The sequence below is a fragment of the Borreliella japonica genome, assembly GCF_030438115.2.
Taxonomy (GTDB): Bacteria; Spirochaetota; Spirochaetia; order Borreliales; family Borreliaceae; genus Borreliella; species Borreliella japonica.
Genome location: NZ_CP179499.1, coordinates 1 through 23,200, shown reverse-complemented (window position 1 = coordinate 23,200; position 23,200 = coordinate 1). Strand labels below are relative to the sequence as shown.

The 23,200-nt window shown below is 33.7% G+C and carries 26 protein-coding genes and 2 pseudogenes; 5 read left to right on the top strand and 23 right to left on the bottom strand.

From position 1 onward, the window contains the following. Window positions 1-68: 68 nt before the first annotated feature. The 20 genes and pseudogenes from QIA21_RS05420 to QIA21_RS05325 all read right to left on the bottom strand — a co-directional run bounded on the left by QIA21_RS05420 (window position 69) and on the right by QIA21_RS05325 (window position 16,575). Window positions 69-3,206: a tape measure protein gene (locus tag QIA21_RS05420; protein ID WP_418905593.1), complete on the bottom strand. Its 3,138-nt coding sequence runs from the start codon at window positions 3,204-3,206 to the stop codon at window positions 69-71. After that, window positions 3,203-3,445: a hypothetical protein gene (locus QIA21_RS05415; protein WP_418905592.1), complete on the bottom strand. Its 243-nt coding sequence runs from the start codon at window positions 3,443-3,445 to the stop codon at window positions 3,203-3,205. Before QIA21_RS05415 ends, QIA21_RS05420 begins: the two co-directional genes overlap by 4 nt. A gap of 44 nt (window positions 3,446-3,489) precedes the next feature. Beyond that, entirely contained in the window at window positions 3,490-3,918 is a 429-nt protein-coding gene (locus QIA21_RS05410; RefSeq protein WP_418905591.1) for a hypothetical protein, read from the bottom strand. An 8-nt stretch (window positions 3,919-3,926) separates the two neighbouring features. Further along, window positions 3,927-4,751, bottom strand: coding sequence for a hypothetical protein (locus QIA21_RS05405; protein WP_418905590.1), 825 nt, complete (start codon window positions 4,749-4,751; stop codon window positions 3,927-3,929). Beyond that, the gene (locus QIA21_RS05400) at window positions 4,741-4,992 is read right to left on the bottom strand and encodes a hypothetical protein (RefSeq protein ID WP_233709246.1); all 252 of its coding nucleotides are present in this window, start codon (window positions 4,990-4,992) and stop codon (window positions 4,741-4,743) included. The genes QIA21_RS05405 and QIA21_RS05400 overlap by 11 nt, the downstream gene beginning before the upstream one ends. A 188-nt stretch (window positions 4,993-5,180) precedes the next feature. Further along, the gene (locus QIA21_RS05395; protein ID WP_418905589.1) at window positions 5,181-5,573 is read right to left on the bottom strand and encodes a hypothetical protein; all 393 of its coding nucleotides are present in this window, start codon (window positions 5,571-5,573) and stop codon (window positions 5,181-5,183) included. 15 nt (window positions 5,574-5,588) lie between these two features. Next, complete coding sequence (locus QIA21_RS05390; RefSeq protein ID WP_418905588.1) at window positions 5,589-5,927, bottom strand: hypothetical protein; 339 nt, start codon at window positions 5,925-5,927, stop codon at window positions 5,589-5,591. A gap of 8 nt (window positions 5,928-5,935) precedes the next feature. Continuing rightward, window positions 5,936-6,772: a hypothetical protein gene (locus QIA21_RS05385; protein WP_418905587.1), complete on the bottom strand. Its 837-nt coding sequence runs from the start codon at window positions 6,770-6,772 to the stop codon at window positions 5,936-5,938. A gap of 36 nt (window positions 6,773-6,808) precedes the next feature. After that, window positions 6,809-7,318 carry a structural cement protein Gp24 gene (locus tag QIA21_RS05380; RefSeq protein ID WP_418905586.1) on the bottom strand — a complete coding sequence of 170 codons (510 nt, stop codon included), beginning with the start codon at window positions 7,316-7,318 and terminating at the stop codon, window positions 6,809-6,811. After that, complete coding sequence (locus QIA21_RS05375) at window positions 7,300-7,866, bottom strand: terminase (RefSeq protein WP_418905585.1); 567 nt, start codon at window positions 7,864-7,866, stop codon at window positions 7,300-7,302. The genes QIA21_RS05380 and QIA21_RS05375 overlap by 19 nt, the downstream gene beginning before the upstream one ends. Before the next feature lie 31 nt (window positions 7,867-7,897). Further along, a complete protein-coding gene (locus tag QIA21_RS05370) occupies window positions 7,898-8,926 on the bottom strand; it encodes an anti-CBASS protein Acb1 family protein (protein ID WP_418905584.1) in 1,029 nt (342 codons plus the stop codon). A 12-nt stretch (window positions 8,927-8,938) separates the two neighbouring features. Next, window positions 8,939-10,129, bottom strand: coding sequence for a PBSX family phage terminase large subunit (locus tag QIA21_RS05365; RefSeq protein WP_418905583.1), 1,191 nt, complete (start codon window positions 10,127-10,129; stop codon window positions 8,939-8,941). Then, the gene (locus QIA21_RS05360) at window positions 10,126-10,464 is read right to left on the bottom strand and encodes a hypothetical protein (protein WP_091974023.1); all 339 of its coding nucleotides are present in this window, start codon (window positions 10,462-10,464) and stop codon (window positions 10,126-10,128) included. The genes QIA21_RS05365 and QIA21_RS05360 overlap by 4 nt, the downstream gene beginning before the upstream one ends. A 10-nt stretch (window positions 10,465-10,474) precedes the next feature. Beyond that, window positions 10,475-11,242, bottom strand: coding sequence for a hypothetical protein (locus QIA21_RS05355; RefSeq protein ID WP_418905582.1), 768 nt, complete (start codon window positions 11,240-11,242; stop codon window positions 10,475-10,477). Between the two features lie 9 nt (window positions 11,243-11,251). Next, window positions 11,252-12,034, bottom strand: coding sequence for a hypothetical protein (locus tag QIA21_RS05350; RefSeq protein ID WP_418905581.1), 783 nt, complete (start codon window positions 12,032-12,034; stop codon window positions 11,252-11,254). After that, window positions 12,035-14,655: pseudogene (locus tag QIA21_RS05345) on the bottom strand (right-handed parallel beta-helix repeat-containing protein). A gap of 62 nt (window positions 14,656-14,717) precedes the next feature. Continuing rightward, a complete protein-coding gene (locus tag QIA21_RS05340; RefSeq protein ID WP_418905580.1) occupies window positions 14,718-15,104 on the bottom strand; it encodes a BBA14 family lipoprotein in 387 nt (128 codons plus the stop codon). 10 nt (window positions 15,105-15,114) lie between these two features. After that, a complete protein-coding gene (locus tag QIA21_RS05335; protein ID WP_091973884.1) occupies window positions 15,115-15,477 on the bottom strand; it encodes a hypothetical protein in 363 nt (120 codons plus the stop codon). Then, window positions 15,477-15,998 (bottom strand): annotated as a pseudogene (locus tag QIA21_RS05330) (DUF261 family protein). The gene QIA21_RS05335 and the pseudogene QIA21_RS05330 overlap by 1 nt, the downstream one beginning before the upstream one ends. A gap of 163 nt (window positions 15,999-16,161) precedes the next feature. Next, a complete protein-coding gene (locus QIA21_RS05325; RefSeq protein WP_418905579.1) occupies window positions 16,162-16,575 on the bottom strand; it encodes a hypothetical protein in 414 nt (137 codons plus the stop codon). A gap of 381 nt (window positions 16,576-16,956) precedes the next feature. On the opposite strand from QIA21_RS05325, the gene QIA21_RS05320 reads away from it, so the two are divergent. The 4 genes from QIA21_RS05320 to bdr (QIA21_RS05305) all read left to right on the top strand — a co-directional run bounded on the left by QIA21_RS05320 (window position 16,957) and on the right by bdr (QIA21_RS05305) (window position 20,454). Continuing rightward, window positions 16,957-18,411: a plasmid maintenance protein gene (locus QIA21_RS05320; RefSeq protein ID WP_418905578.1), complete on the top strand. Its 1,455-nt coding sequence runs from the start codon at window positions 16,957-16,959 to the stop codon at window positions 18,409-18,411. 24 nt (window positions 18,412-18,435) lie between these two features. Then, on the top strand, window positions 18,436-18,900 hold the full coding sequence (locus tag QIA21_RS05315; RefSeq protein WP_418905577.1) for a hypothetical protein: 465 nt from the start codon (window positions 18,436-18,438) through the stop codon (window positions 18,898-18,900). A gap of 158 nt (window positions 18,901-19,058) precedes the next feature. Continuing rightward, the gene (locus tag QIA21_RS05310; RefSeq protein ID WP_418905602.1) at window positions 19,059-19,595 is read left to right on the top strand and encodes a DUF226 domain-containing protein; all 537 of its coding nucleotides are present in this window, start codon (window positions 19,059-19,061) and stop codon (window positions 19,593-19,595) included. A gap of 58 nt (window positions 19,596-19,653) precedes the next feature. Then, window positions 19,654-20,454 carry a Bdr family repetitive protein gene (bdr, locus tag QIA21_RS05305; protein WP_418905576.1) on the top strand — a complete coding sequence of 267 codons (801 nt, stop codon included), beginning with the start codon at window positions 19,654-19,656 and terminating at the stop codon, window positions 20,452-20,454. A gap of 180 nt (window positions 20,455-20,634) precedes the next feature. Here the strand turns inward: bdr (QIA21_RS05305) and QIA21_RS05300 are convergent, their stop codons facing one another. Together QIA21_RS05300 and QIA21_RS05295 are read right to left on the bottom strand one after the other, a co-directional pair. Then, window positions 20,635-20,898 carry a hypothetical protein gene (locus QIA21_RS05300; RefSeq protein WP_418905575.1) on the bottom strand — a complete coding sequence of 88 codons (264 nt, stop codon included), beginning with the start codon at window positions 20,896-20,898 and terminating at the stop codon, window positions 20,635-20,637. Window positions 20,899-21,002: 104 nt separating this feature from the next. Beyond that, on the bottom strand, window positions 21,003-21,191 hold the full coding sequence (locus tag QIA21_RS05295) for a hypothetical protein (RefSeq protein WP_418905574.1): 189 nt from the start codon (window positions 21,189-21,191) through the stop codon (window positions 21,003-21,005). Window positions 21,192-21,672: 481 nt separating this feature from the next. On the opposite strand from QIA21_RS05295, the gene bdr (QIA21_RS05290) reads away from it, so the two are divergent. Then, window positions 21,673-22,200 carry a Bdr family repetitive protein gene (gene bdr / locus QIA21_RS05290; RefSeq protein WP_418905573.1) on the top strand — a complete coding sequence of 176 codons (528 nt, stop codon included), beginning with the start codon at window positions 21,673-21,675 and terminating at the stop codon, window positions 22,198-22,200. A 39-nt stretch (window positions 22,201-22,239) separates the two neighbouring features. Here bdr (QIA21_RS05290) and QIA21_RS05285 read toward each other — a convergent pair whose 3' ends face one another. Continuing rightward, window positions 22,240-23,004 carry a hypothetical protein gene (locus tag QIA21_RS05285; protein WP_418905572.1) on the bottom strand — a complete coding sequence of 255 codons (765 nt, stop codon included), beginning with the start codon at window positions 23,002-23,004 and terminating at the stop codon, window positions 22,240-22,242. Between the last annotated feature and the right edge of the window lie 196 nt (window positions 23,005-23,200).

Below are 23,200 nucleotides of genomic sequence, written 5' to 3'. Positions count from 1 at the left end.
ACATCAATAATTATATACTAGTAATTGTAAAATACAAAGTAGTTTGAAAATTTTTTTTACATTTTTTTCTACTCTGCCATTCTAAATCCCATTAGATGTTCTTTTGATTTTAGCATTCTAACTAGTTTTTCAGCATCAAGCACATCCCCATTAAAGTTGTAATTGAAATTTTGGACAATTGTTCTATTCTCGCTTTTTTGTAATTTGGCAATTTCTTCTGCAATGATTTTGGCTTCAAGTTTGCGTAGATTTTCATCTATTGGTGCAGGAGTGATTCTTACTAATTCGGGTTGACCAAATTCACTAGACATTACACCTGAGTTTGGCATATATGTCGGTCTATTCGAAATAAATCGTGCACCGCCACTGGCAAGTTTTATTTCTTCAATGGAGCCGGCTGATTTTACTGTTGCAATTCTTTTTAGTATTTCGTCTAAAATTTTCTCCGTCTTTTCACGATCGGACGCCTTGGCTGCATACCAATTACTAGTCTCTACCTTATCAACTTCGGCCTGTGCTTTGATTCTTTCGGACTCTAGGTTGGAAAGTTTCTTTTTGCGCTCCAATTCTATTTTCTTACTCTCTTCAGCTTTAGTAAGTTTGGTAGTTTCTATATCTTTTTTTGTTTTGTATTCCGTTTGTACGTCGTGTAATCTTTTTTGAAATTCTTCACCGGATATTTGTCCTTTACTTTGTGCTTGTTTTAGAAATTCTATTTCTTTAGAGTATTCATCATCTAATTCACTCAATTTTTCTTTTCTCATTGCAATTTCTGCATCAAAACGATCTTCAAGCTTTTTAAGTTCAACTTCGCTTCGTTTTTCAAGTTCTTCTAAATCTTTGTCCCGTTGTTCCTCAATTTTTTTAATTCTGGCCTTTTCGGCACCCTTGAACCAGCCCCATAGGAACTCTCCGATTTGTATGACAATTTCTGCAATAGCTTGACCCAAAGGTCCACCAAGGGCTGCTGCACCAGCTTTCAACGCATTTTTACCAAAATCAACTACACCTTTCATTGCGCTGTCTGCAGCATAATCAATGCCTTCAGCGCCGGCTTTTTCTCCCACTTCCTGATTCAAAATTTTGCCTGAAAATTCCGTTAATTTGTCTATGTTTTCTAAGAGTTTGTCATACAAGCTTTTTGCCGTATCTTTAGCTTTCTCGGCCATTTGTTTTAGAGCGTTTTGGTTGGTTTCACTTAGTTTGTCGAATTTGTCTTTGTGATCATCTACGAATTTTTTGTACATTGCTTGAATTTGGGACGCCATCTTTTCTTCAGCACTTTTTCTTTCTTTTGCTGGGAGTAGCATTGTTTCCCACTCCAAGGCTAGTATTTTTTTTTGTAGAGCTTTTTGAGCCTGGACAAAAGATCGATCCAATGCAGCATTACTATATTCATTAACTTGTTTTTCGAGTGCGGCTACAATTTTCCTGTTAGATTCGTTCAGAGTTGTGAAGCTTTTTCCATATTTTTCCACAAACTCTTTGTTTTTTTCGTTAATTTCATCATTTAGTTTCTGTAACGCGCTTTCTTGATCTGCATGGGGTAGCGTTAGTAGTATTTCTCTTTCACGACTTTCTTTTTCTTTTAGTAATTCTTGGTACTCATTCACAAAATCATAGTTAGAGTTATTGAATTCGTTTACTGCTTTTTCAACTCCGACTAAAATTTTCTTGTTCTCCTCCGATAACTCGTCAAAACTCTTGGAGTACGTCTTTAGAAATTTTTGATTTTTGGTTTTGATAGTTTTTTCAAGATTCCTTAAGGCTTTTTCTCGCTCCACGCCGACTTTACTGTAAATTTCCCTTTGGGCAAAAAATATTTCGTCTTGCAATTTCTTATAGTCCTGCTCCATTTGTTTGTTGTAATCGGTTTTTGCATTTGGGTCAACTTTCTTATCTCTTTTGGGTTCGGAGCTGGGAGTGTCTTTTTCATCTTTTTCTTTTTCGGGTTTTTTGGAAAGCCCTACAAATTTTTTAAAGCCTTCCCAGGCTTTGACTGTCAAATCTACTACTTTTTGGATCAATTTGATGATTGGGTCAAACGCAATCTTGAAACCCTCCACAAGCTTTCCAGTAACATATACCACAAGTTCTGTAAGTTTGTTAATCAGGTAAATAACCGCAGAGGTGACTTTTGTCAAAGGTTCCAAAATTCCTTTTATCATGAATTGTTTTACTTTTTCAAATCCAATCATCATTGGCTCTAAAGCTTTCCCAATATCTAAGAAAAGCTTTTCGCTCATTTTAGCAGTTTGTTGTTGAGCTTGGGCTAAAGTTTTTGCTTCTTTAGCGGTGTTTCCGTAAAATTTACCACCTTCGCTAGTAGCCTTAGAAAGAGCCTTATTTAAGGCTTCGAATCCTATTTGTCCATCGCTCGCCGCCTTATATAATGCCTCTCCAGCTAAACCAGCTTCTTCTGCTAAAATGTCTGCAATATCAACACCAGCGTCACGAAGCGCATACAAATCTTCTAAATTTACTTGATTACTAGATTCTACACGAGAATATACTTCTGCTAATTTCTCAAGCCCCTCGCTACTTCCACCAGCTGCCTCTCCAAACATTCTAATTCTTTCTTCAACTTCACTTGCAGTTGCACCGTAAGAAAGCATTGTTTTAGTAGCATTAGCAATAGCATCTCTAGTAAAAAGAGTTTCATCGCCAAAAGCCCTCATGGATTCTGCTAAAGATTTTCCAAGGTCTTCGTTTCCAAGCATGTCAGAAAACGTTGACACTTCTTCGTTGAATTCATCAAGAGCATCCATGGCACCATCAAAAATTCCACTTATTGTAGAGCCAATTGCTTGTAGAGCCTTTACAGCTATAATAATTGGGGCAAAAGCTGCCAACATTTGGTTGAATGCTTCACCGGTTTTGTTTGCCAAATTCTTTACATTTCCTAAGCCTTTTCCAACACTTTTTAGAACTTTGCCTATACTTTTCATGCCGCCAGCTTTAGAATTTACAGAATCAACAGAATCTGCAAGAGATTTGAAGTTTTTACTAGCATTCTGCGAACTTTTGTTTAGCGCTTTCTCTAGATTGGATCCAGATTTAGCAGATTTTTCTAATTTTGACTTCAAATCATCTAGACTTGCAAATTTTTGTTCTGCAATTTTTTTTAGCGTTTCTGCTATTGCGTCCAGTTTTTCATTGTTTTTGATTGACATTGATAATGGAATGATTATTTCGTCAAGGTTCATTTTCTCATGCTCTCGCTTTCAAGATTTTTGATGTAAAGGTTCAGTTCGTTAAGAATTAACACAAACCAGTAATTTTGCTCAAAAAGGCCGCCACTATAAGGCAAACTTCCAATATTTCTTGAAAGTAATGCCTGATTGAGTAAATGTAGAATTGCGTCTTCATTATGTTTGATCCAAGTAAGTTCCTTTTTCATATCTATTAGCAATTCTGAATCGAGTCGGTCCGCATATTTGAGCACTTGGTCATAATGATCTTTTTTTGTAACATAAGCAAACGCAAGTTCTACTTTTTTGAAAGACGCTCAACCCTTAGAGTATCTGCCAAAAAGTTAATCTCAATTGCAAGATTTGAAAGCATATCTTGAAACAAAATAGCATCTTTTTCAACCATCTCTTTCGTAATTAATTCTCCTTCTTGATTGTAAAGTCCAACAAATTCTACTACATTTTCATTCCAAATTTTTTTTACGAATTGAATTTGAGCACTTGTTGACTCAATCATAGCATTAGGATTGTTTTTGCTATTCCCCCCATTCAATTTTTTGAAAAGTTCGATTTGTCTTGCTTTCAGCTTTTCCACAAACCCATAGTTAACATCTTGTAAAATTACGAATGCCTTATCTTCTTCTTTTACAATTTCTTTACTGTTTCTAATGTAGTCTGGAATATAAGGTAACATTACCCTACCGCTCACATTCACATTGACTATCATCTTGCCTCCTAAATTTCAAAAAATGTTGCGCCTTGAATATAATCGTACGAAAATGATATTAGCGGTTTCGTAAGTGTAAGCTGGCACTTTAGATCAATTTTTTGGTTGTTCAAATCTTGGCCTGGACTGTAAGTTGCAATCTGCCCTTCTCCTACCATGAATTTTGTTCTTTGGTCTTGATTTCCAATTTGATTTACAAAAAGTACTGTAAACTCGTAATTTTTAGGTAAATTGCGATTTCCAAGTTCGTATTCATCGCCAGAAGATTTTTTTGAAACATCAAGAGTTATGAAATGCGACCTCTCTATATAAGTTTCTAAAAGCTCTTCCTTGTTAGTAGAAGTCTCTCTAAGAGAGTAGCCGCTAAACTCAACAGTTTGTTCTGGAATTCTTCCAATTGCCGTGATTGCGCCGCAAGTTGTTTTTAGAGTTTCTGTTGCTTTTGTCGAGCTGATAGTATATGAATACCCTAAGCAATATGTTTTGAAAAGTAAAACATCAATTTCATCGTTATTGTCGCAACTCTCACATATTTTTTTTGAAAATTCCTTATTGTAGTATATGATACTACCTTCTTTCAATTTCAAATCCGTCGCAAGTTTTGACTTAGAATCAATCTTCTTCACCCTAAAAATGCATTCGCTAATTGACTTCCATTTGCTAGGTTTTTGAATGCTTGAGCTCAAATCTTTTACAACTAAATTAGTAGGCTCTGTTCCAGAAGGTTCATTATTGCTTTTGATGTCTGAACCCTTGAAGGTCCATTTGAATTTGTCAATATTAACAGCGACCAGCACTGCGCCTACGGGCATTCTTAATTTTTCAACTGCCATTTTTACCTCCACAGCAATTAATATAATCGCTACCATCCATCCTGATCCACAAAGTTGTATCAACCAAAGTTACCATTCGTGCATCAGAAGTTTCGTCTTCAATTTGGGAATCGTCAATGCTGAAATTCCTCAAGGAATATTTCAATATTAGAAAAGACACAATTATATTTGCGATCTCAAGACCCAAAGTAGGACGCATGTTGCATTCTGTGTAAATTACAAATTTCGGAGACAAAAGCATCGAATAATTTCTGCAATTATTTACAATTTCTCCCGTGCTCTTTACCGCAAAGACAATTGATGGTAAATCTTTGGTTGTGCATGCAAACATTTCAGATTTGTAATATACTTTTGTCGTTGTTTGTTTGCATTCAACTAAGTAATTTTTCAAATTTTTTTTTAGATCAATAATGAATTTTTCGATTAATTTCATTTGATTAATTTTGCAGCCTCTTCTGCTAGATTTTTTTTCCAATTTACATATTTGTTTTTTAGTTTTTTCTTCTTAATAGCAAGCCAAATGGGTACTGCTGAAGATTCTATACCCTTATATGCTGCCCAACTCTTGATTTTTGTTAGACTTGGAGCTGGTGAATTATTTTCATATGCCTGTCCTGAGTCTAGAAATTCAGAAAGGGGTGAGTTTACTTTTACTTTCAAATTTGCTCCAGAAGAAGTTTCTTCTAAATCAATATTTGTTACATTTGACAATCGTCCGGGGACATGTGATTTTAATGTTTGCGAATTTTTTCTGACTTTGAATCCCACAAAACTTTTTGCATTATCAAATATAGATTTTCTTATTTTTTCTCCAATTTCCATTTGTTCTCCTTTTGATCAACCAATGTAAAGGAAAGGACAAGAATCAATACGCGGGAATAGGAAATCAAGTTGAGAAAGTAGATACTTGAACTTACACTCTTTTTGATCTCCTTTACATCTAATATTGAAAACTTCTAAATACAGAACATCAAGCAAAATTATAAGCCAATTATTGTAAGCAGCCCCCATATGGTACAAAGCTAAAATTTTCTTAGCATATCTTAACACCTCAATAAGTTGTACTTTGATTTCATCTGAGATATTAATGCTTCCGTCTTCTTTAGTGCATTCAATACGTAAAGATTCTATCTTAGTAAGACTTATCCACATAATAAGGTGGTCAAGTTCACTCATTTTTTTTCTTAACTACCATTAGGTTTTGTAACTTCAATTTCGACAACTTCTCTGGGTTCAAAATGAATTACTCCCGCTGATTCCATTGAAGAGTGAATGTAATCACCATCTGGTGCTGCAAATTTTCTGAAGAATATTTCTGGCAACATTGGAACAAACATAACTTCTGGGTTTGGTTCGTACAGTATAGGGTGTTTCAGCCCCTTCAAAACAAAAGTGATGATGTTGTGGTCTCTTTTTAGTGCCTCTTTGACTATTACGTACTGAGGTTCGCTGTACAACTCTAGTAATAGATGAGAATAATTATGTGGAACTAAAAGATGGTAAACCCCATCAATTCTTTCTTTGTATTTTTCTGACTCGCGTTTTGCAAGTGTTGCTTTTTCATACAAAGTATACCCGTTAGCCAGTGTTTCAACAGTAACTTTGCTCTTACCCTTAAGATTCGCTATTCCTTCCATATTGATGTGTTTTTTACCAAAAACAATAGAATGAAACGCATCTTTCATCAGACCAAGCTCTAGATTAGTTTTTACTTCGTCTTCAGTTATTGTTCCGTACATTAAGTCTTTTAGTGAAATTCGCTGAACTGTTTCAAATACGTGCATTTTGTAAGCCATTTCTTGGAAGAAAACGGTGCTTTTCCCAATTTCATTACTATGTTCCCCAAAAGTTGCTGTTACATTGTGGTCAACTTTTGATTTTCTTACAATATAATATCCCTGTCTTAGATCATTTTTGTTGATCGCCTTGTACGGCACAAGTTGATCAAGACCATTGCTTGCAAGTTCTAATATATCTCCGCTATAACTGCCGCTTGCTTCTGCAAAAATACTTCTACTCAAAATAGACCTCCTATTTTTTCATTAATTTTTTTGTTTCTATTGCAGTTTTCTTGTGCCATTGCTTTCATACTCTGGTCCAATGTTTACATCAAGCAAAACCACTTTGCTATTTTGTTCAAGGCTAACATCTTTGATTCTTCCAACTTGAGTAGCCCCTTTGCCATCTTTTACTAGTTTGCCTGATTTCAAGAAAACGTAATCTCCAACTTTGGGAGTTGTAAAGGCATTGTCTAACATAACAGTTACTTCCCCAGCACGCCTTACCGGAATTAGTTCTCCCGGAGAGTAATTTTCATTTTCTAGTAAAGCTATACTTTCTTTTTTTAGGGCAAATCCCCGAATAGGGCCAACTCCAGATGTTGCAAGTGCTGATTTTACCAACACTTCTCCCATTTCGCTTGATCCACTCGCATAAACTGGGTCTCCTGGTTTGATGGGTTGAGATTCAACGTCAACTATTGCAGTTTCAGTTTGATGAACACCTGATTTGTGTTCAGTTCCCAAAACGAATTTTTTAGCTATTTTAGTTAAATCGAAGTCTGGCATCTACATACCCCCTTAGAATATAATTGATTTTTGTATTGTTGAGCTAATGTGTTGTTGATAATTTGTCCTGTAAAGCGATTTCTGGCATTTACCACTTGTTTGTATGCTGTAAGTTCTTGTACTAGCAAACTTATGTTGGCAATTTGAGAATCAAGATCACCTTCTTCGTCAATTCTGAAATTGACATTATATTTTTTTTTCATTGCCTCCAAAAATGCAAGCTTGGCGTCTTTTACGCTCAAAGCGTTTGCAAAAGGCGGAGTAATTTCATACTGCGCACAAGCTTTTTCAAGATTTGTCAAAACTTTAGAGTCTTTAAAGGCATTGGCCTCGGCTTGTCTTTCAGCTTGCTTTCTAGCTTTGGTAAAGTTGCTTTCAGCCTCAGCAAGGCGTCTTTCAAAATCTTCTCGTGAAATCATGCCCGACAATTTTTTTGAATCAGACACTAATTTTTCGTATTCTTCTGAAGATATTGTTACTTGTTCTTTGTCGTTTTTAGGCAAAGATTCAGAAATTGCAACAGTATCTTCACTTAATGATTCTTGCATATAACCTCCTTTAGCAAGATTTTTTTCTAAATTAAATTTGTAAATATTGGTTAAGTTCATTTTGTATTTTTAGATACAAATCATCATTTTCCATTTCCCTGGCTTTACTTAAAAGTTCCACGTAAGTTGCTAAAGTTTTTGCATGTTTTTCATCAATTTCAGCTTGTTCTTTTTGGCTAATTGGCTTGACTGGTTTGTAGCACCAGTTGGATTGTAGTCCAAACTTGAAAAGCACCGCATTGATGAATGGTGTTACCATTAGTTTGCATATTTGCTCAATGTTTAGGTAAAAAATATCGTAGTTGCCAACACTGCCTTCTCCAGATGGTGAGACTGGGTATAGTATTTCTTTTGGAATTCCAGAATGGAGTGTTATGTCTGATACAATGATTTCAAAAGCATCTCTTAGTGGACTTACAGATCTTGTAACATTAGCAATATCATCTTCTCTTCCGAGTATCATCATTTTGTGGTTACTGTCGAGAACCCCCTCAATATTTTTTTTTACTTCAGCCAGGTCGTATGCGGTCATGTCCTTGACTGATGGCAGTGTTGCTGATTTTAGAAAAGTAAAATTATTAACTTTCAAAAATCCCATTGTTTCGTTGAGTAGTGTATCCATAATATTGCTGCTTTTTTTTAGAGCCTCGAAATTTAGAAAAGATGACTTCATACTGATGATTCTACTTTCATGTATATTTTTTAGAAAATAAGAGCCTTCATCAAGAACTTCTCCTAAGTTGTAGCAAAGGCATGGGAATCCTTTTTTTAGTGGTTTTTTCGGATCATCGGAGTCTGGAACTACTATGTAAAAATTGCTTTCTCCAGACAAGATTGCTGTGTATACCATTTTTTTGATAACAGCTCTAAAGTTATTATCAAATAACTTTGAAAGGCCATCACCTATTTTGTGCTCAATGTCTCTGGAAGATGCAAAACCTGCGTAAATTTCGGCTACTTGATGAGCAAGTCGTAATTGGTCTTTGTGAGATATGTATTCGCTTGCTGGGAATAGTTTCATTTCTTTTTTAGGTTTTTTGAAAAATTTCATTCCAAACATTTTCTTATTCCTTTAGTTGAAAATAGAGGCAGCGTTGAGAAATTCCGGTATGTACGTCAAATCTTTTTGCATAACAAAATTTGTAACTTCGCTATCTTCTGCACTAGATTCATCATAGTAATATTCAGTTTCGTTGAACTCTGAAATTACATCAGTTGTTTCGGGGATGTTTACTACACTAAGATTGGCTGGAATTAGATAGTCCGAAAGGGAATACAAATTTCGTTTTTTTGCAAGCAAAGTGCCTCTACCAAGCCGAGAGAATACATATTTGAGTTCTTCTCTAGCAGCTGGAAGAACAAAAGTTCCCTTGAAATTGTTAATTTCAGATTGATAATCATCTTTTGATAGTAAAACCTTACTACATGCGTTTGTAACAATTACAACTGGAAGATATGAAATTCTTCCGACAAGAATTTCTAAAAAACAAATTCTATTTCCCTTGATGTGTACCCCTGTGTAGTAGCTGCCATTAGCTCTGGAAATAAGACTGGGTTCACAAACATTATATTTTTTGATTAATCTTGCAGTGCCAAAGTCAAACTCTTCTCCTAAAACTTCAATTCTAAAACCAATATCATTTCCATGATATGCAAGTTTTTGTTTTTCAAGCCAAGCTTCAACATCTCCACCGTTCAAAAATGGGTTATCGCGATAAGTACTTTTGATGATACAAACAGCAGGATTGTCTTGATTTGCCAAATATCTTTTGTATAGCCAATGTGATTTAGGTACTGGATTGCTTGACATATAGATTCTGCCACCTTGTTCTCTCATTGTAGGGATAAGCATTTCTATATCGTCGGAGCTAAACCGATTGGCTTCTTCTAGCCATAAGTCTTTGAAATGCGCATAAGATTTCAAATCTCTTGTGTCGTGGCCTCCTTCGAAAACAAAGGCTCGTTTTTTCCCAAAAATCAAACTTTTACTCTCAATTTTTGCTTTGCTTATATTGAAGAATTTTCTTAGGTTGTATCTACTCAAAAGTTCTAAAATTTCTTTGTGTATTGATTGTGTTGTTTTGTTTTTCTTTTTTCTGATTGCAAGTGTATCTCCTCCATCAGCACTAAATTTTCTTTCTAAATTAACGGTTGCAATATCATAAGTTTTACCAGTTCCTCTACTGGAGTAGTATATGAAAATTTCAGCATTAGGTTTTTCTCTGTAAGCATTAACGTATATTGGGAGTCGCCTTAGTCTCATAGTTCACCCTTGGTAATAATTTTGTTGATTTCTTCCTCAGTATAAGAACAACTTTTTACAAAACCCGTGCTTGTATTGTTTCCAATGATTAATTTTTCTTTGTTAATAATGTCTAGTACTAAATCCTCAGCTTCGCTCATTTCAAAGACTGCAAAAAACATTCTAAACGCATGTAAACTTGTTGCTAACACATTACTGTTTGAAAATTCAAACATTTTGTTGACGAACAGTCTAAGCAAAGCTTGTTTGCTCGCGGCATTTGAATTTTGATTGTCTGTAGGAAGTTTTTCCGCTATTAATTTTTTCAAAAGTTCTTGGATTTCTAAATCATTCATAACCTTTCTCCTAAAGATCGTATCTATAAAAAGATATGTAACAGGTGTTTTTGGGCCTTGTTTCTTCAGAACCCGTGTTTTCTGTAAAAGGCACAAACAAATTTGAACTAACAGAATCATAACTATATTTAATCTTGGTGACAAATCGAGTATCACCATCAGACCAATACCGCGAAGAATCACGGTAAATATTATAGTCATCTTTTACTAGTTTGCCTTCAAAACTAATTTTACTGGTGTCAATATCATGTCTATGTTTTTCCAAAGAGTTACTTTGTTTGTCTCCCAAGCTTCTGGAATTGTTTGAGTCGTAGTGTTTTAGGAATCTGCCCGACAAATTGGGTGCTGAAGATATTCCTAATACTTTGTATGCAAAGCAATTGCTTGGCAAACTTCTACCGTCTGGAATGCAAAACTTGTTTGTGTTCGTGAACGCTTCAATTAATTTATTTCTTGTAAGAAGTGAACCTTCTTGCGCAAATTTCGCCGTTAAAGCACCAACAGGTGTTTTTTCTAGGAAAAACAAAATCATATGTTCTAAATATTCACTAAGTGAATCTAAATTTGGTGCACTTTTAGTAATTTCATATTCTTTTCTGTCGCCAATACTTTTCCCATCACATACTGAAAAAGTAAGTTTATCCTTTAGTAGGATTGGCTCTCCAATAGATCCTTCGTATCCTAGCGAGTCTGCCTTGTCTGCGTTTCTAAATTGGATTCGAGTTTTGGTATTTTGCAGTCTTTTTTTGATTTCTACGTAGTCGCTTTGTGTAATCATTGATTTTACCTACCAATCATATCTATAGAATGAAATGTAACATGTGTTTTTAGGGCGTGTTTCGCTACTTCCTTCATAGTCTGTGTGGTAAGGAAAGTTCCATTTATATATTCCGTCGCCGTACTCTAAGCCAGTAACAAAACTAGTGTTGCCTGTAGACCAATTAGAATCTCTTTTAATGGAGAAATAGTTCGTTACAAGGCGTCCTTCCAGGTTGTCTAATTTACTGATGTCAATTGTATGAGCATGTCTTTCAAAAGAGTCACTTTGTGTATCGCCCAGGCTTCTTGAGCCGGAAGAGTCGGTGCTGCCACTAGGGTCGTAGTGCCGTAAAAATCTACCCGACAAATAGGGCGCTGAAGATATTCCAAATTTTTCTTTTACAAAACAATCATTGGGAAGACTTCTGCCATCTGGAATACAAAATTTTTTAGTATCCTCGAAAGCTTGTATCAGTTTGCTTCTTGACAATGAGCCTTCTTTGGCGAATTCTGTGGTTAAGAATCCGGGGTAAGTGTTTTCTAAACACCAGTTAACTAAATGTTCGAGATAATCGTCTAAATTTTCGCCAATAGGGGGGTTAGTGGTCTTGTTTAGGGGGTAATATTTTCTGTTAGTAGTGTCTTGGCCATTGCAAATGGCAAATAATTCTTTGTCTTTGACAACAATGGGTTCGCCAAGTTTGCCAACATAATTTTTTGCTTCTTCCATAGTTCCAACGCCAAATTGGAATTTGATGTTGTCGGCTTGAAGTCTTTTTTTGATTTCTTCAAAGTCTTCATCACTTATCATTTAAGCGGCCTCCTGTTTGTCTTTAGTATTTTCTGAATAAGTGCTACTATCAATTATTCTTCCTTTTGAATCTGATAGATCAAGAGCAAGTGTGTTTTTCAAAAAAGTGTCTTGAATGATTAAGTCAAAAGAATGATTTTCAAGTCCGACTTTGTTTTCGACAAAAACATTATTGTTTAGTCTTGCGATAGTAATGTCAACTAAGTGAAGTGCTGTACCTTTGTTTTTACTGAGCTGAGAATCTAGTATTTTTACGCTTGAGAAATTCGAAAGTTTTAGTGCATTGTTGTTGTTTTCAAAAGAACTTCCCCTGATCATAATGTTGTATCCGCTTGCAACCGATTCTTTTTTGCTGCTTTTGATGTTGGTGTTGACGAGCGTAATATTTTTAGCGTCACTGATTTCGAAACCTTGGTTTGCAGAGTCAAAATCAACATCTTCTAGCAGGATTTTTTTACTTTTTTCAAATGCAGTGCATTGTTTAGAGCACAACGAAATGTGACATTTTTGATGTACACAAAGCTTGCATCTGTAACATAGACTGATGATCTGGCATTTTCTTTTACTGAATATGAAGAGCAGAAGACTACAACAGCGGGCTGTGTAAAGCTTTTGTCTTCTAGATACATTGACAATTCTTCTTGATTTAGAGTGCCTCCGTTAATGTAAAGTTCGCTTAATGGCTGCTGGCATATGCTAATCCCGGAAAGCTTGAATGATTTTTCTGATTCAAAAATATGTTTAGAAAAACCCGTGCTTCTTATGAAAACTTCGTCATCGCCTTCGATTTCTAAATTGTTTAGTTTTACTTGATCGTAAATGTAAAAATCTCCGTTGAGGAGTTTGATTTTGTTAAGTCCTGCTTGTTTTGCAAATTCAATTGCGGTATTTAGAGTATCTTCGTCTTTGAATCCGTCAGCTTTGAACTGGAAAGTTTCAGTGCCAGCATAATTAAACGGTGCAATAACAACTTTGTTGACCCCAGACAAATAGTCGCTTACTGATATTTTAGTTGAAGTTGTAAGGTATTCGTAATGAGTGTAGTCACCCCAGGTGATTCCTTCGTATTCGTAAAGCTTGATATCTAGATCAAAGTTAGTAATTTTTTTTGAAAGTATAAGAAAAAAATGATCAATACCAATATTATCAAGTCTAAGTTTGACAAAATCGGTTATATTTAGATTTTGCATTGACCTAAAATTAACAATAGTGTGTCCTTTGACTCGTAGGTTGGTTAAGAATTCGAAAAGTCTTACTGCGGATTCTTCGGAAAAAATGAACCTGGTTGTGTATTCAAACTTTTTAGAGTAAAAATCATCAGCATTGTCGGTTTGGAGTACATTTTGAGCTATTGTGTAGAAAACATCTCCGTAGATATCAAAGTGGTAAATATATTTGGAGCCTTGACTACTAGAAGTGTTTCTAAACCAAAGCTTAGCCTTTGTTGGAAAATATTCTTTATTTTCAATCTTGATGGAGGAGTCGGCACTAAACCTTGCTTCAAGGTTATGAGTTGAGATTATTGCTAAATGTTCATTTATGGCGTAATGATCGTGCCAAACTTCACGCCTTTTGAAGTCCCATTTGTAAACTGTGTCTAGCCAACTAGGATCATATTCTTGGAAAACGCTGCTTCCTAATTTGTCTGCAAAGTCGGGGTACACTACGCCTTTTTGAAGAACTGCAACGTACAGTGCACCATCGGTACCAGCAACATTGATTGGGGCTGAGTACAGTGGTCGTTTTTTGGACATTGCTTCTTCTTTGCTTTGGAATTTGCCTTCTCTCCAAACAACTTTAGTTGAATCGTAGCTACTGGAGCTACTTTTTGACATAACATAACTTTCAGCATCCACAGTACAAATTTCAATTTCTTTAGTAATAACTTCGCTTTTCCAAATTGGAAGAATTTGTAGTTTGCCAACTGAAGAGAAAGTGTATGCGTATCCGAATTCATACAACAAGGCTTGCAAAATAGTTTCTACATCTTCTCCAGAATCAATGATTACAGCGGGGACTTTGTCAAGTATTGCTTCGCTAGCATCATCATCAATAAGGTCTTTTAGTTTAGTTTTTTCTATTATTAGGTGAACAAGTGAGAGCTCTTTTGCCAAAGGATTGTATACAAAAAGCCAGTCTGGTGAAAAATTGATTGGGAATTGAACTGGATTTTCGAATGCAATCTTTAGTAGGCTAGAGTAGTCGTTAACTGTGAATGATACACTTTTGGTGCTATTGAATAGATCTCTGCTGAAAAATTTTTCTAGAATTCCCCTAAAAACGGGGTTATTCTTATCATTTACTTTTACGAAAATGTCTTCGTTTCTGAAGAATAAGAAATTCAAAAATTCTTCTGATAGGCCGCTTACACTAAAGCTAAAACTGCTTGCTGCTGTTTTTAGGCTTGGGTCTACTATTTTTTCTTCTAATACAATGCTTGAAATATCTACAAAAGGGGTAAGTTCAAAAATTTGACCCTCGTCCGTGTAGAATACAATGTCAAGCCCCAAAGAAGTACAATCTTCTGTTGTATCTTCTTTGGCACTTGATATTTCTGCAGTTTCGTTGCCTTTTTCAACTTCTTGACTTAAATCAGCGATTTCTGAATTTTCGTCAGCAATTTCCGGACTTTTCAAATTAATTTCTTGAACTACATCCACTTGATCTTGCAATTTACCGCACCTTACCTTCTGCTATATTTTTTGTAACAACTGAATACAATCGGTTCAGTTTTTTCTATGTACCTTTTGTAGTATGCAATTCTCTTTTTTAGCAAATTGGTATCATCGGGTTCATTTTCATTGTCAACCATAGGCTCAAAATTTTCAAAAATGGGAAACTTTTCACCAGCATAGTACTTGTTAGCATAGGCCTTTACAGACAAAAGCCAAACATTGAGTGAAGTTGCGTATCTAAAAAGTTCCGCCTCATCAGCAATTAGGCTTGAAATATCTTCTTTATTTATTAGTGTCGGTTGTTTTGGAAGCGATGGTATTGATTCACAAGAAAGTAGTAGTAAGAGTATCCAAAATATTCCTAAAAAATTAATTTTTGTTTTTAATTTTTGCATTGCTGTCTCCTTATACTTGATTTTCCAAATCTTTTAGCATTTTGCTTGTAACTTGGTCTCGAAGCTTTATGAGTTTTCTGTATTCGCAAAAGCTACCTCCAGAATTTCTGTAAGCTTCGGAAGCTTGTATTGAAAGCTCAATGGTTTCTTTTAGGCGCTTGTCAATTAGCTCAACAGCAGCTTTGTCCTCATTGTTTTTTTCGATTTTGTCTTTCAAAAAAAAGACCAATCTTAAAAGTGAGCTTGTGAAGGCCATTCCTTCGTTTACTATATCTAATTTTTCTCTACCAAAAGAGCTTTCAAACCCTTTGAGTAGTGCATTTTTTACGTCCACTGCGTCTAGCAGCTCATGAATATTTTTTACTGCGTTCATTACGCTACCTCCAAATTATTTCTAAATTTTGCGCTGTAAAATTCTAATCTATTCTTTACGCGCTTTACTATTTCTTTGTTTTGAATTTTGAAAACCCTTAGCGAGTCTATGTAACCGCTAGAAACGGCCTTAGAATTGCCAAGTGAATCCCAAATTACGGTTTTTTTGTCGTTTGCTACAATTACAAAATGTTAAAAACTAGAACTTTCGTCTTTGTACTTTGCAATCAAAATATCCGATTCTAAAGGCACGTAAGAACTCGGATAATGTTTTTCATCAAAGTAAATATCTTCGTCAATGCCCAAGTTTGCAAATATTGCATTTGGAGAATTAACAAAAGCATTGTCACCCCTTAGGCAACCTTTACTTACAAGGCCTTTGAAAAGTAAATCAATCTCAAAGCAATCAAAACATTTTTCTACACTGTTTTTGATTTCTTTTACTACAAGGCCAACAAACAAAATGCAAAGAAAATAACATCCAAATTTTGAGATAATTTCATTTTGTTCTTTGAACCTCATTTGCAACGGCACTGCAAGTCTGTGAATTTCGACTTCTGTGAAAGTCACTTTTTCTAAGTTTTTGTAGTGCTGTGTACTTTCCAATAATTCTGATTTGTACTTTTTTAGAAAATATTCTTTCAAAAGATTGTAAAAAAATTTGTAAATTCCTAAAAACATTTTGTTATTCATTTAATTTTTCCAATTTCATTAATCTTAGTTGTTCTTGTAAAATTTCTTGTGCTTTGATTTTTTCTTTTGCACAAATATTTCTAATTTCTTGTGCTAAGTTTTCTTTGTTTACGGTGTTGATGAAATCTGTGGTTCTTTTTAGTTCTTCTTTTACTGAATTTTTCATTTCTTCGAATTCAGTTTTGATTTTGTCGTTGTAGTAATTTTCTAGTTCTTTGAAAATTTCGGCCTTGACCATTTTGTAGTAATTTTCCAGTTCTTTGAAAACTTCAGCCTTGACCTTAGCGGCTTGAATTTTGATATCCGACAAAAGTCCTTTGAAAGCGTATGTGCCCAGTCCAGAGATTGATATTATTAGCATGGCTATGATACTGCTTACAATATTTACTTTCTTTAGTTTTGCCATATACCCTCCATCAGATTTCAATTTTTTACAAAAAAAAGTCATACTTCACCCATTTTGCACGTGTACAAAATAAATAAAATATGACTTTGCGCTAATTAGGCCCATTAGGTCCTAATTATCTAATAGTGCTTTCGCAGTATTAGATACTGTATAATCTACAGCGTTTTTGCTAAAATCCAAAAAATTTTTCACATTTTTTTGTTTGAAACCAACTCTACTTGTTGTATAATTCTCCATGAGAGGATTTTTTTCAGAAAAAATACCCTCCGTTAATTTTGATTTTAGAGAAAGGAAAAAATAAGTAAAGTCTAGCTGCTAGATGTGTGCAACCAGACTTTCACCCTTTCATCACTAGTGATGAATTGGTTTCAACATGATAATATGAAAATTTTACAGAAAAACGCTAATTTGAGCAATATTAGGTCAAATTCCTCCAATTTACTTATTAAGTTAGTGGAGAATGGACAAAAAAAGACTTGTACGGACACTGTAAAAGTGTCCTATGTTGAGTCTTTGATCAGAAAAATTTGTGTAACCCCATACAAAAGAATGCTGAAAGTCTACTGGGCAATCAGTGTAAAAAATCAAAACTACAAAAAATCTTTTGGGGTTGAGCGTTATTCGGCTTGCGACATTTACAGAATTGTTGCAAAACTTCTTGAAAAAGATTCAAAAAAAGCCGTTTGCAAGCGCACCGTACAGCGCGACATTAAGATTCTAAATGATCTTGGCCTAATTCAGACCGTGATTAGAAAATTTGGTAAAGACAAAACCGGTCATGGAAGTGTTGCACATTATATTCAAAACATGCAATTTGTAGCCTACCATAGAGAAATAATTTGGGAATATTTAGTATCTCTGATTGAAGAAAAACTTGCTAACAAAAAAATAGTTGGCGATTTCGACTACAACATTCAAAATGCGGTTTTCAAAGTTTCCAAATTCCAAAACATTCAAAACAAATTTCCAAATCATGCGAATGGGCATAATATCCTTTCTAATAATTATTTTGATAACAAAGTTTCAGACAAAAATTCCTCTGGGACTTTTGAACAACCATGCGACATTAGCTTACTTTCTCAACACACCAAATGTCGTCTCAATACTATGTCGCCTCAAGTGTCGCCGCCTGTTATTAATAAAGATAATATAAGTATTATTAAGTATAAGAATTCAAAGAATTCCAATATTAATTCAAAAATTCTAAAAAACAATCTTGATCCTGAAAAAAATAATGTCGAGGACAGACTTATTCAAAGAGACATTCCAAAAGATTTCCTTTACCGAGTAAAAGATCTTAGTAACAATGAATCAACTTACAAAAACGCTCTTAATAATTTGGAAACAGTTCTTGATGCGCTTCCAAATGCTAAAGTAAAGTATATTCTTGAGCATTTTTTAGAGCAATTCACTAATTGCTACAGGTACAAAGTTTGGATGATGATGAAGCGTAATGATGGGGTTATCAGTGATTATGATCTGATTTGGAAAGATCGATTCAATGAATTTGTAAGTAAAAAGGTTCATAATATCGATTATGTGAAAAAAGTTCTAGAAATGGAAGCTAGAGAGAGAGAAAATCACAGTAGGGAGCGGTTAGAAAGATTGAACAATAGACAGGTCCAGTCTAATGAACAAATGCCAGATTTGGAAAATCACCAGCAAGATAGTGTAAATATGGGCGCGCCGCCGCAGCTTCAGCAGTCGCAGCAGCTGCCTCATAGAAAACTTTACGAAAGAGAAAATACAAAAGGCATTGCTAAGGATTGTTCGGGGTTCAAGTCTCTAAAGGGTCTTACACTTGATAGTTTGGGAATTATTAAAAAAGTAATTTGAGCCTAAGCGGCTTTAGGAGGTAAAATGAAAATAAGAATGAAACATTTAGTAAGAAGTCTTTACATAAGAAGGGACAAAATTTGGGATGTTTACATGAGCTCAGAGGTCCAAAATAAATCTAAAGACAGTAGCATCAAAAATTTTCCACGTCTAGGACCAGAGGATTTTGATTACGACTATTTGTATCAGTATGTATGTGAATGGATTCAAAAAAAGTACGATGGTAAGGCCGGCTGGTTCAAATTTGAAAAAGTTGATAATCGTGAATATATTTGCACTGCAAAAAGGTATTCCAGTTTGAAAAAAATATTAACCAAAATCATTAGAGATTACAAAGATGTGTTCATCAAAAGACTTCAGGATGGTGTTGGTGGTTCTCAAGGTTCTAGGGGTGGCAGATCAGCAAGATCAGTACCAGAATCAGGACTAGAATCATTGCCAGGATCAGGACTAGAATCATTACCAGGATCAGGACAAAAAAAAAATTAGTAACAAAGGGGTAGCATATTAGCTTTAGAATAGTAAAAAGGGTAGGAAAAGTCCCAGAAAAAAACTCAACTAAAAAAAAGGTTGTTGTAACTACTAGTAATCTAATACCTTTTCATAACCATGTGTTTTTCAAAAAAGAGATTTTGAAGGGTAAAGTCATGTACCATTCAAGATTGATGAATGTTTTGTGGGCTTGGAGAGCCAGCAAAAAAATGTTTGCAATTTTCTTTGCCAATACGTTGAACAAAGATAAAAGGGCGGCTTACTTGTACCCATTGAAAGAGGGTGATGTGTTTTACGGAATGTTCTATGGGTACAAAAGAATCAAGGACAATAAGTTTTTTCGTGATTATGTTTCTGTTTGTAGATTTTCTAAAAAAAATTTCAAAACCTTCAATAAGGCTTATTACATTGAGTTTAGGTTCAAAACGGGCAGTGTTTTTCTGTATGTTCATACTATATCTTATTTCATTAACGGTCGGGATATTCGGTCTATTAGAAAATTGTATAAGAAACTTTTGAAGTTAGAACAAGAAGTGTTCAAGTTTTACTCCAAAGAGTTACAGCCCGAAGGAATTATTTCTAAGTGGGTTGCAAAAATTAAGCAAAAAAGGGAAGAAATGCTAGATCAAATTGGTAATTTGATCAATCCCCCACCCCATCTGCGTGTACGCAGTCGATTTCGTAAGTTTTGAAAATTTACTATTATTTGGCTGTAATTTGTGTTATACTACACTTAGTAAGTGAGTGATTATGGAATTAGTACCAACAAAAAATGTTACTGAAGAACAAATATATAAAGAGTTCCTTAGGCTAGGAATGGAACAACTAATAGCTCAAGATTTATCTAAAAGATATTATCACAATAAGCTTACGTATAGAGATTTAGAAAACTTAGAAAAACAATTTGGAATAAAGTTTGAGAATCTTGAGTTCAAGATTGATACTATAGAAAAGAATTTAAATACTAAGATTGATACTGTTAAAAATGAACTCAATACTAAGATTGATACTGTAGAAAAGAATTTACAAAAGGATATAGCTAACTTAGACGCTAAGATTGATACTGTAGAAAAGAATTTACAAAAGGATATAGCTAACTTAGACGCTAAGATTGATACTGTAGAAAAGAATTTACAAAAGGATATAGCTAACTTAGACGCTAAGATTGATACTGTAGAAAAGAATTTACAAAAGGATATAGCTAACTTAGACGCTAAGATTGATACTGTAGAAAAGAATTTACAAAAGGATATAGCTAACTTAGACGCTAAGATTGATACTGTAGAAAAGAATTTACAAAAGGATATAGCTAACTTAGACGCTAAGATTGATACTGTAGAAAAAAATTTGAAACAAAATCTTGACGAAAAACTAAAAATTAATAATCAATTTTTACTGGAAAAAATAGAAATTAATAATCAATTGTTGTCTAAAAATCTTGACTTAAGCAATAGATTAATAACTATTGTGTCCATAATATTAGTACCTATTGCTATAGCTATTATAGGGCCTTTGGTTTTGTCGCTAATTACTGATTTTTTCAAACAGTAATTACTAGTAATTTTTTACAATGTATTTTTTTGCGTTGTTGACAATTTTGTTATTTTTGTCTATCCTAGAATTATATAAGTTCATAAAATTAGGCCTCCCTTATTTTATCTTTTCTCATCAATAAGGTAGCCTTTTTTTTTGTTTTTTTCAAGTTTTTCATGGATACCCCCATTACGCTTTCTAATCGATTTTGGCGCCCCAAATACTTGAGGTAGTACTCTCAAGGCTAGCTATTGTGTTTTGGTATATTTCTAGAGCTTTAGAAAGGCCTTTCAGACAAGGAAAAATCTCACTAGGATATATTCCAGTTTTTTGTGAATTTTCTTTGTGAAGTTTTTTGAAAATGTATTTCTTTATATTGTTGACAATTTTTGCATCTTGTTTTAGTCTTGTATCTGTAGAATGATATGTAGCATAATGGCGTTCTATTTTGTAGTAGTGCATAAAATAAGAATGCCTTTTTTTTGTATTTTTTGAAGTTTTTCATGTAGAACTGCAATATGTCTTCTAAGCGATTTTGGCGCCCCAAATACTTGAGGTAGTACTTCTCAAAGGCTAGCTATTGTGTTTTGGTATATTTCTAGAGCCTTGGAAAGGCCTTTCAGACAAGGAAAAATCTTACTAGGATATATTCCAGTTTTTTGTGAATTTTCTTTTAGAATTTCAAGAAAAAGTTTTCTAGTATTGTTGACATTTTTGTTATCTTGTTCTATTCTTGTATTGTAATATTTTAGCATAAAATTAGGCCTCTCTTATTTTTGTCTAAATTAGCTTTTATCATGACAATAGAGTAGCCTTTTTTTTGTCTTTGTCAAGTCTCTTAACCCCCATTATGCCTTCTAATCGATTTTGGCGCCCCAAATACTTGAGGTAGTACTCAAGGCTAGCTATTGTGTTTTGGTATATTTCTAGAGCCTTAGAAAGGCCTTTCAGACAAGGAAAAATCTTACTGAGATATATTTCAGTTTTTTTTGAATTTTCTTTTAGAATTTCAAGAAAAAGTTTTCTAGTATTGTTGACATTTTTGTTATCTTGTTCTATTCTATCATTACGCTATGCGATGTTCATTTACAGGAAACTTTGAACAACGCGTGGCACACAGGACATGTATCGTCGCTGTACGCCCAGTGTGTTATTGGTGTTGATTTCGCAAGTTTTGAAAATTTACTATTATTTGGCTGTAATTTGTGTTATACTACACTTAGTAAGTGAGTGATTATGGAATTAGTACCAACAAAAAATGTTACTGAAGAACAAATATATAAAGAGTTCCTTAGGCTAGGAATGGAACAACTAATAGCTCAAGATTTATCTAAAAGATATTATCACAATAAGCTTACGTATAGAGATTTAGAAAACTTAGAAAAACAATTTGGAATAAAGTTTGAGAATCTTGAGTTCAAGATTGATACTATAGAAAAGAATTTAAATACTAAGATTGATACTATAGAAAAGAATTTAAATACTAAGATTGATACTGTTAAAAATGAACTCAATACTAAGATTGATACTGTAGAAAAGAATTTGCAAAAAGACATGTCTAATTTGGAGAAAAATCTTAAAAAAGAGATGCAAACCAATAATCAATTATTATTAGAAAAAATTGAAACCAATAATCAATTATTATTAGAAAAATTTAAGGTGAGTAATAGAATAATAACCATTTCGGCAATAGTAGTAATTCCTATTGCGATATCTATTCTAGTTCCTTATGTTGTGTCGCTGATTGGCAGCCATTTGAATTAGCTTGCAAAGAATTTTCCACTCCGATTAATTTTTTAAATATTAATTAATTAAAAAGATTTTAGATATAATTCGTTTTTGTAATTTACAAGTATTTTTGTAAATGCCTAATTTTCTTAATTTAGCATTAATGTATAATTTTAGATTATGCAAATTTTTGCAAGATTCCTTTTCAGTGAAAAAATTCGAAATCAGATTAATAATTGTAAGTTTGGTTCCAGTAGAACTGTTTAGATAATGATTTAGATTGCTTTGATTGAGCTTTAGAGGTGCAAATGATTTAATGTAATTGAGTTTTTGTGATAGATTTAATATACAAGGTGTTTTAACTAACAAAAAGTTTTGTGAGTTAAAGTTATATGTAATTTCGTTTAGAGTTTCTTTTGACTTTGCAATCAAAGAGTAAATAATTTTCAGTTGTTTAGCAGTAATCCCAAAACCAAATATATTGTTTGCCACATAATTAATTCTACGTGCATCAATAGATAGTAATCTATTTTTGTCTAAATTTTCAATACATCTGGAAATTTCATTAGAGCAAATTAGAGAATATGTTTCAATTTGTAAACCGTTATCCAATGCATAAGAAAGTATATCGGATTTGAAATTGTAAGGAGTTTTGATATTTTGATTTTTTAGATGAGCTAATGAAATTCCAGAAGCCATAATAATTCCAAGTAATTGGTGAGTAGTGCTAGTAGAATTGATAAGATGTTTGCTAATTAGAATAAATTCATCCGGATTTATTCTGTAAAAATTTTTCTGTTTAGCAGATTTTCTTTTAAAAAAGAACTTGAATAAAGACATACAAACATTATACACTTTTATTTAAAAATTGCAAAAATTAAAGTTTTATTATTTCGGGTTAAAGTTTTATCATTTTAAAAAATTCTAGTTAAAGTTTTATTATTTCGGGTTAAAGTTTTGATGCTTGGTGGGTATAGTTTTAGCTATTTAGGTTAATCTTTAGAGTGGAAATATCTATACTAATTAAAAATTATAT

Coding starts and splice junctions, on each gene's coding strand:
- QIA21_RS05380 (WP_418905586.1), bottom strand. CDS start 7,318: ATGCCAGACTTCGATTTAACTAAAATAGCTAAAAAATTCGTTTTGGGA.
- QIA21_RS05310 (WP_418905602.1), top strand. CDS start 19,059: ATGTACCATTCAAGATTGATGAATGTTTTGTGGGCTTGGAGAGCCAGC.
- QIA21_RS05370 (WP_418905584.1), bottom strand. CDS start 8,926: ATGTTTGGAATGAAATTTTTCAAAAAACCTAAAAAAGAAATGAAACTA.
- QIA21_RS05300 (WP_418905575.1), bottom strand. CDS start 20,898: ATGCACTACTACAAAATAGAACGCCATTATGCTACATATCATTCTACA.
- QIA21_RS05320 (WP_418905578.1), top strand. CDS start 16,957: ATGAAAATTTTACAGAAAAACGCTAATTTGAGCAATATTAGGTCAAAT.
- QIA21_RS05355 (WP_418905582.1), bottom strand. CDS start 11,242: ATGATTACACAAAGCGACTACGTAGAAATCAAAAAAAGACTGCAAAAT.
- QIA21_RS05335 (WP_091973884.1), bottom strand. CDS start 15,477: ATGAACGCAGTAAAAAATATTCATGAGCTGCTAGACGCAGTGGACGTA.
- bdr (WP_418905573.1), top strand. CDS start 21,673: ATGGAATTAGTACCAACAAAAAATGTTACTGAAGAACAAATATATAAA.
- QIA21_RS05405 (WP_418905590.1), bottom strand. CDS start 4,751: ATGGCAGTTGAAAAATTAAGAATGCCCGTAGGCGCAGTGCTGGTCGCT.
- QIA21_RS05295 (WP_418905574.1), bottom strand. CDS start 21,191: ATGCTAAAATATTACAATACAAGAATAGAACAAGATAACAAAAATGTC.
- QIA21_RS05315 (WP_418905577.1), top strand. CDS start 18,436: ATGAAAATAAGAATGAAACATTTAGTAAGAAGTCTTTACATAAGAAGG.
- QIA21_RS05365 (WP_418905583.1), bottom strand. CDS start 10,129: ATGAGACTAAGGCGACTCCCAATATACGTTAATGCTTACAGAGAAAAA.
- QIA21_RS05400 (WP_233709246.1), bottom strand. CDS start 4,992: ATGCTTTTGTCTCCGAAATTTGTAATTTACACAGAATGCAACATGCGT.
- QIA21_RS05390 (WP_418905588.1), bottom strand. CDS start 5,927: ATGAGTGAACTTGACCACCTTATTATGTGGATAAGTCTTACTAAGATA.
- QIA21_RS05285 (WP_418905572.1), bottom strand. CDS start 23,004: ATGTCTTTATTCAAGTTCTTTTTTAAAAGAAAATCTGCTAAACAGAAA.
- bdr (WP_418905576.1), top strand. CDS start 19,654: ATGGAATTAGTACCAACAAAAAATGTTACTGAAGAACAAATATATAAA.
- QIA21_RS05375 (WP_418905585.1), bottom strand. CDS start 7,866: ATGCAAGAATCATTAAGTGAAGATACTGTTGCAATTTCTGAATCTTTG.
- QIA21_RS05395 (WP_418905589.1), bottom strand. CDS start 5,573: ATGGAAATTGGAGAAAAAATAAGAAAATCTATATTTGATAATGCAAAA.
- QIA21_RS05350 (WP_418905581.1), bottom strand. CDS start 12,034: ATGATAAGTGATGAAGACTTTGAAGAAATCAAAAAAAGACTTCAAGCC.
- QIA21_RS05420 (WP_418905593.1), bottom strand. CDS start 3,206: ATGAACCTTGACGAAATAATCATTCCATTATCAATGTCAATCAAAAAC.
- QIA21_RS05410 (WP_418905591.1), bottom strand. CDS start 3,918: ATGATAGTCAATGTGAATGTGAGCGGTAGGGTAATGTTACCTTATATT.
- QIA21_RS05340 (WP_418905580.1), bottom strand. CDS start 15,104: ATGCAAAAATTAAAAACAAAAATTAATTTTTTAGGAATATTTTGGATA.
- QIA21_RS05325 (WP_418905579.1), bottom strand. CDS start 16,575: ATGGCAAAACTAAAGAAAGTAAATATTGTAAGCAGTATCATAGCCATG.
- QIA21_RS05360 (WP_091974023.1), bottom strand. CDS start 10,464: ATGAATGATTTAGAAATCCAAGAACTTTTGAAAAAATTAATAGCGGAA.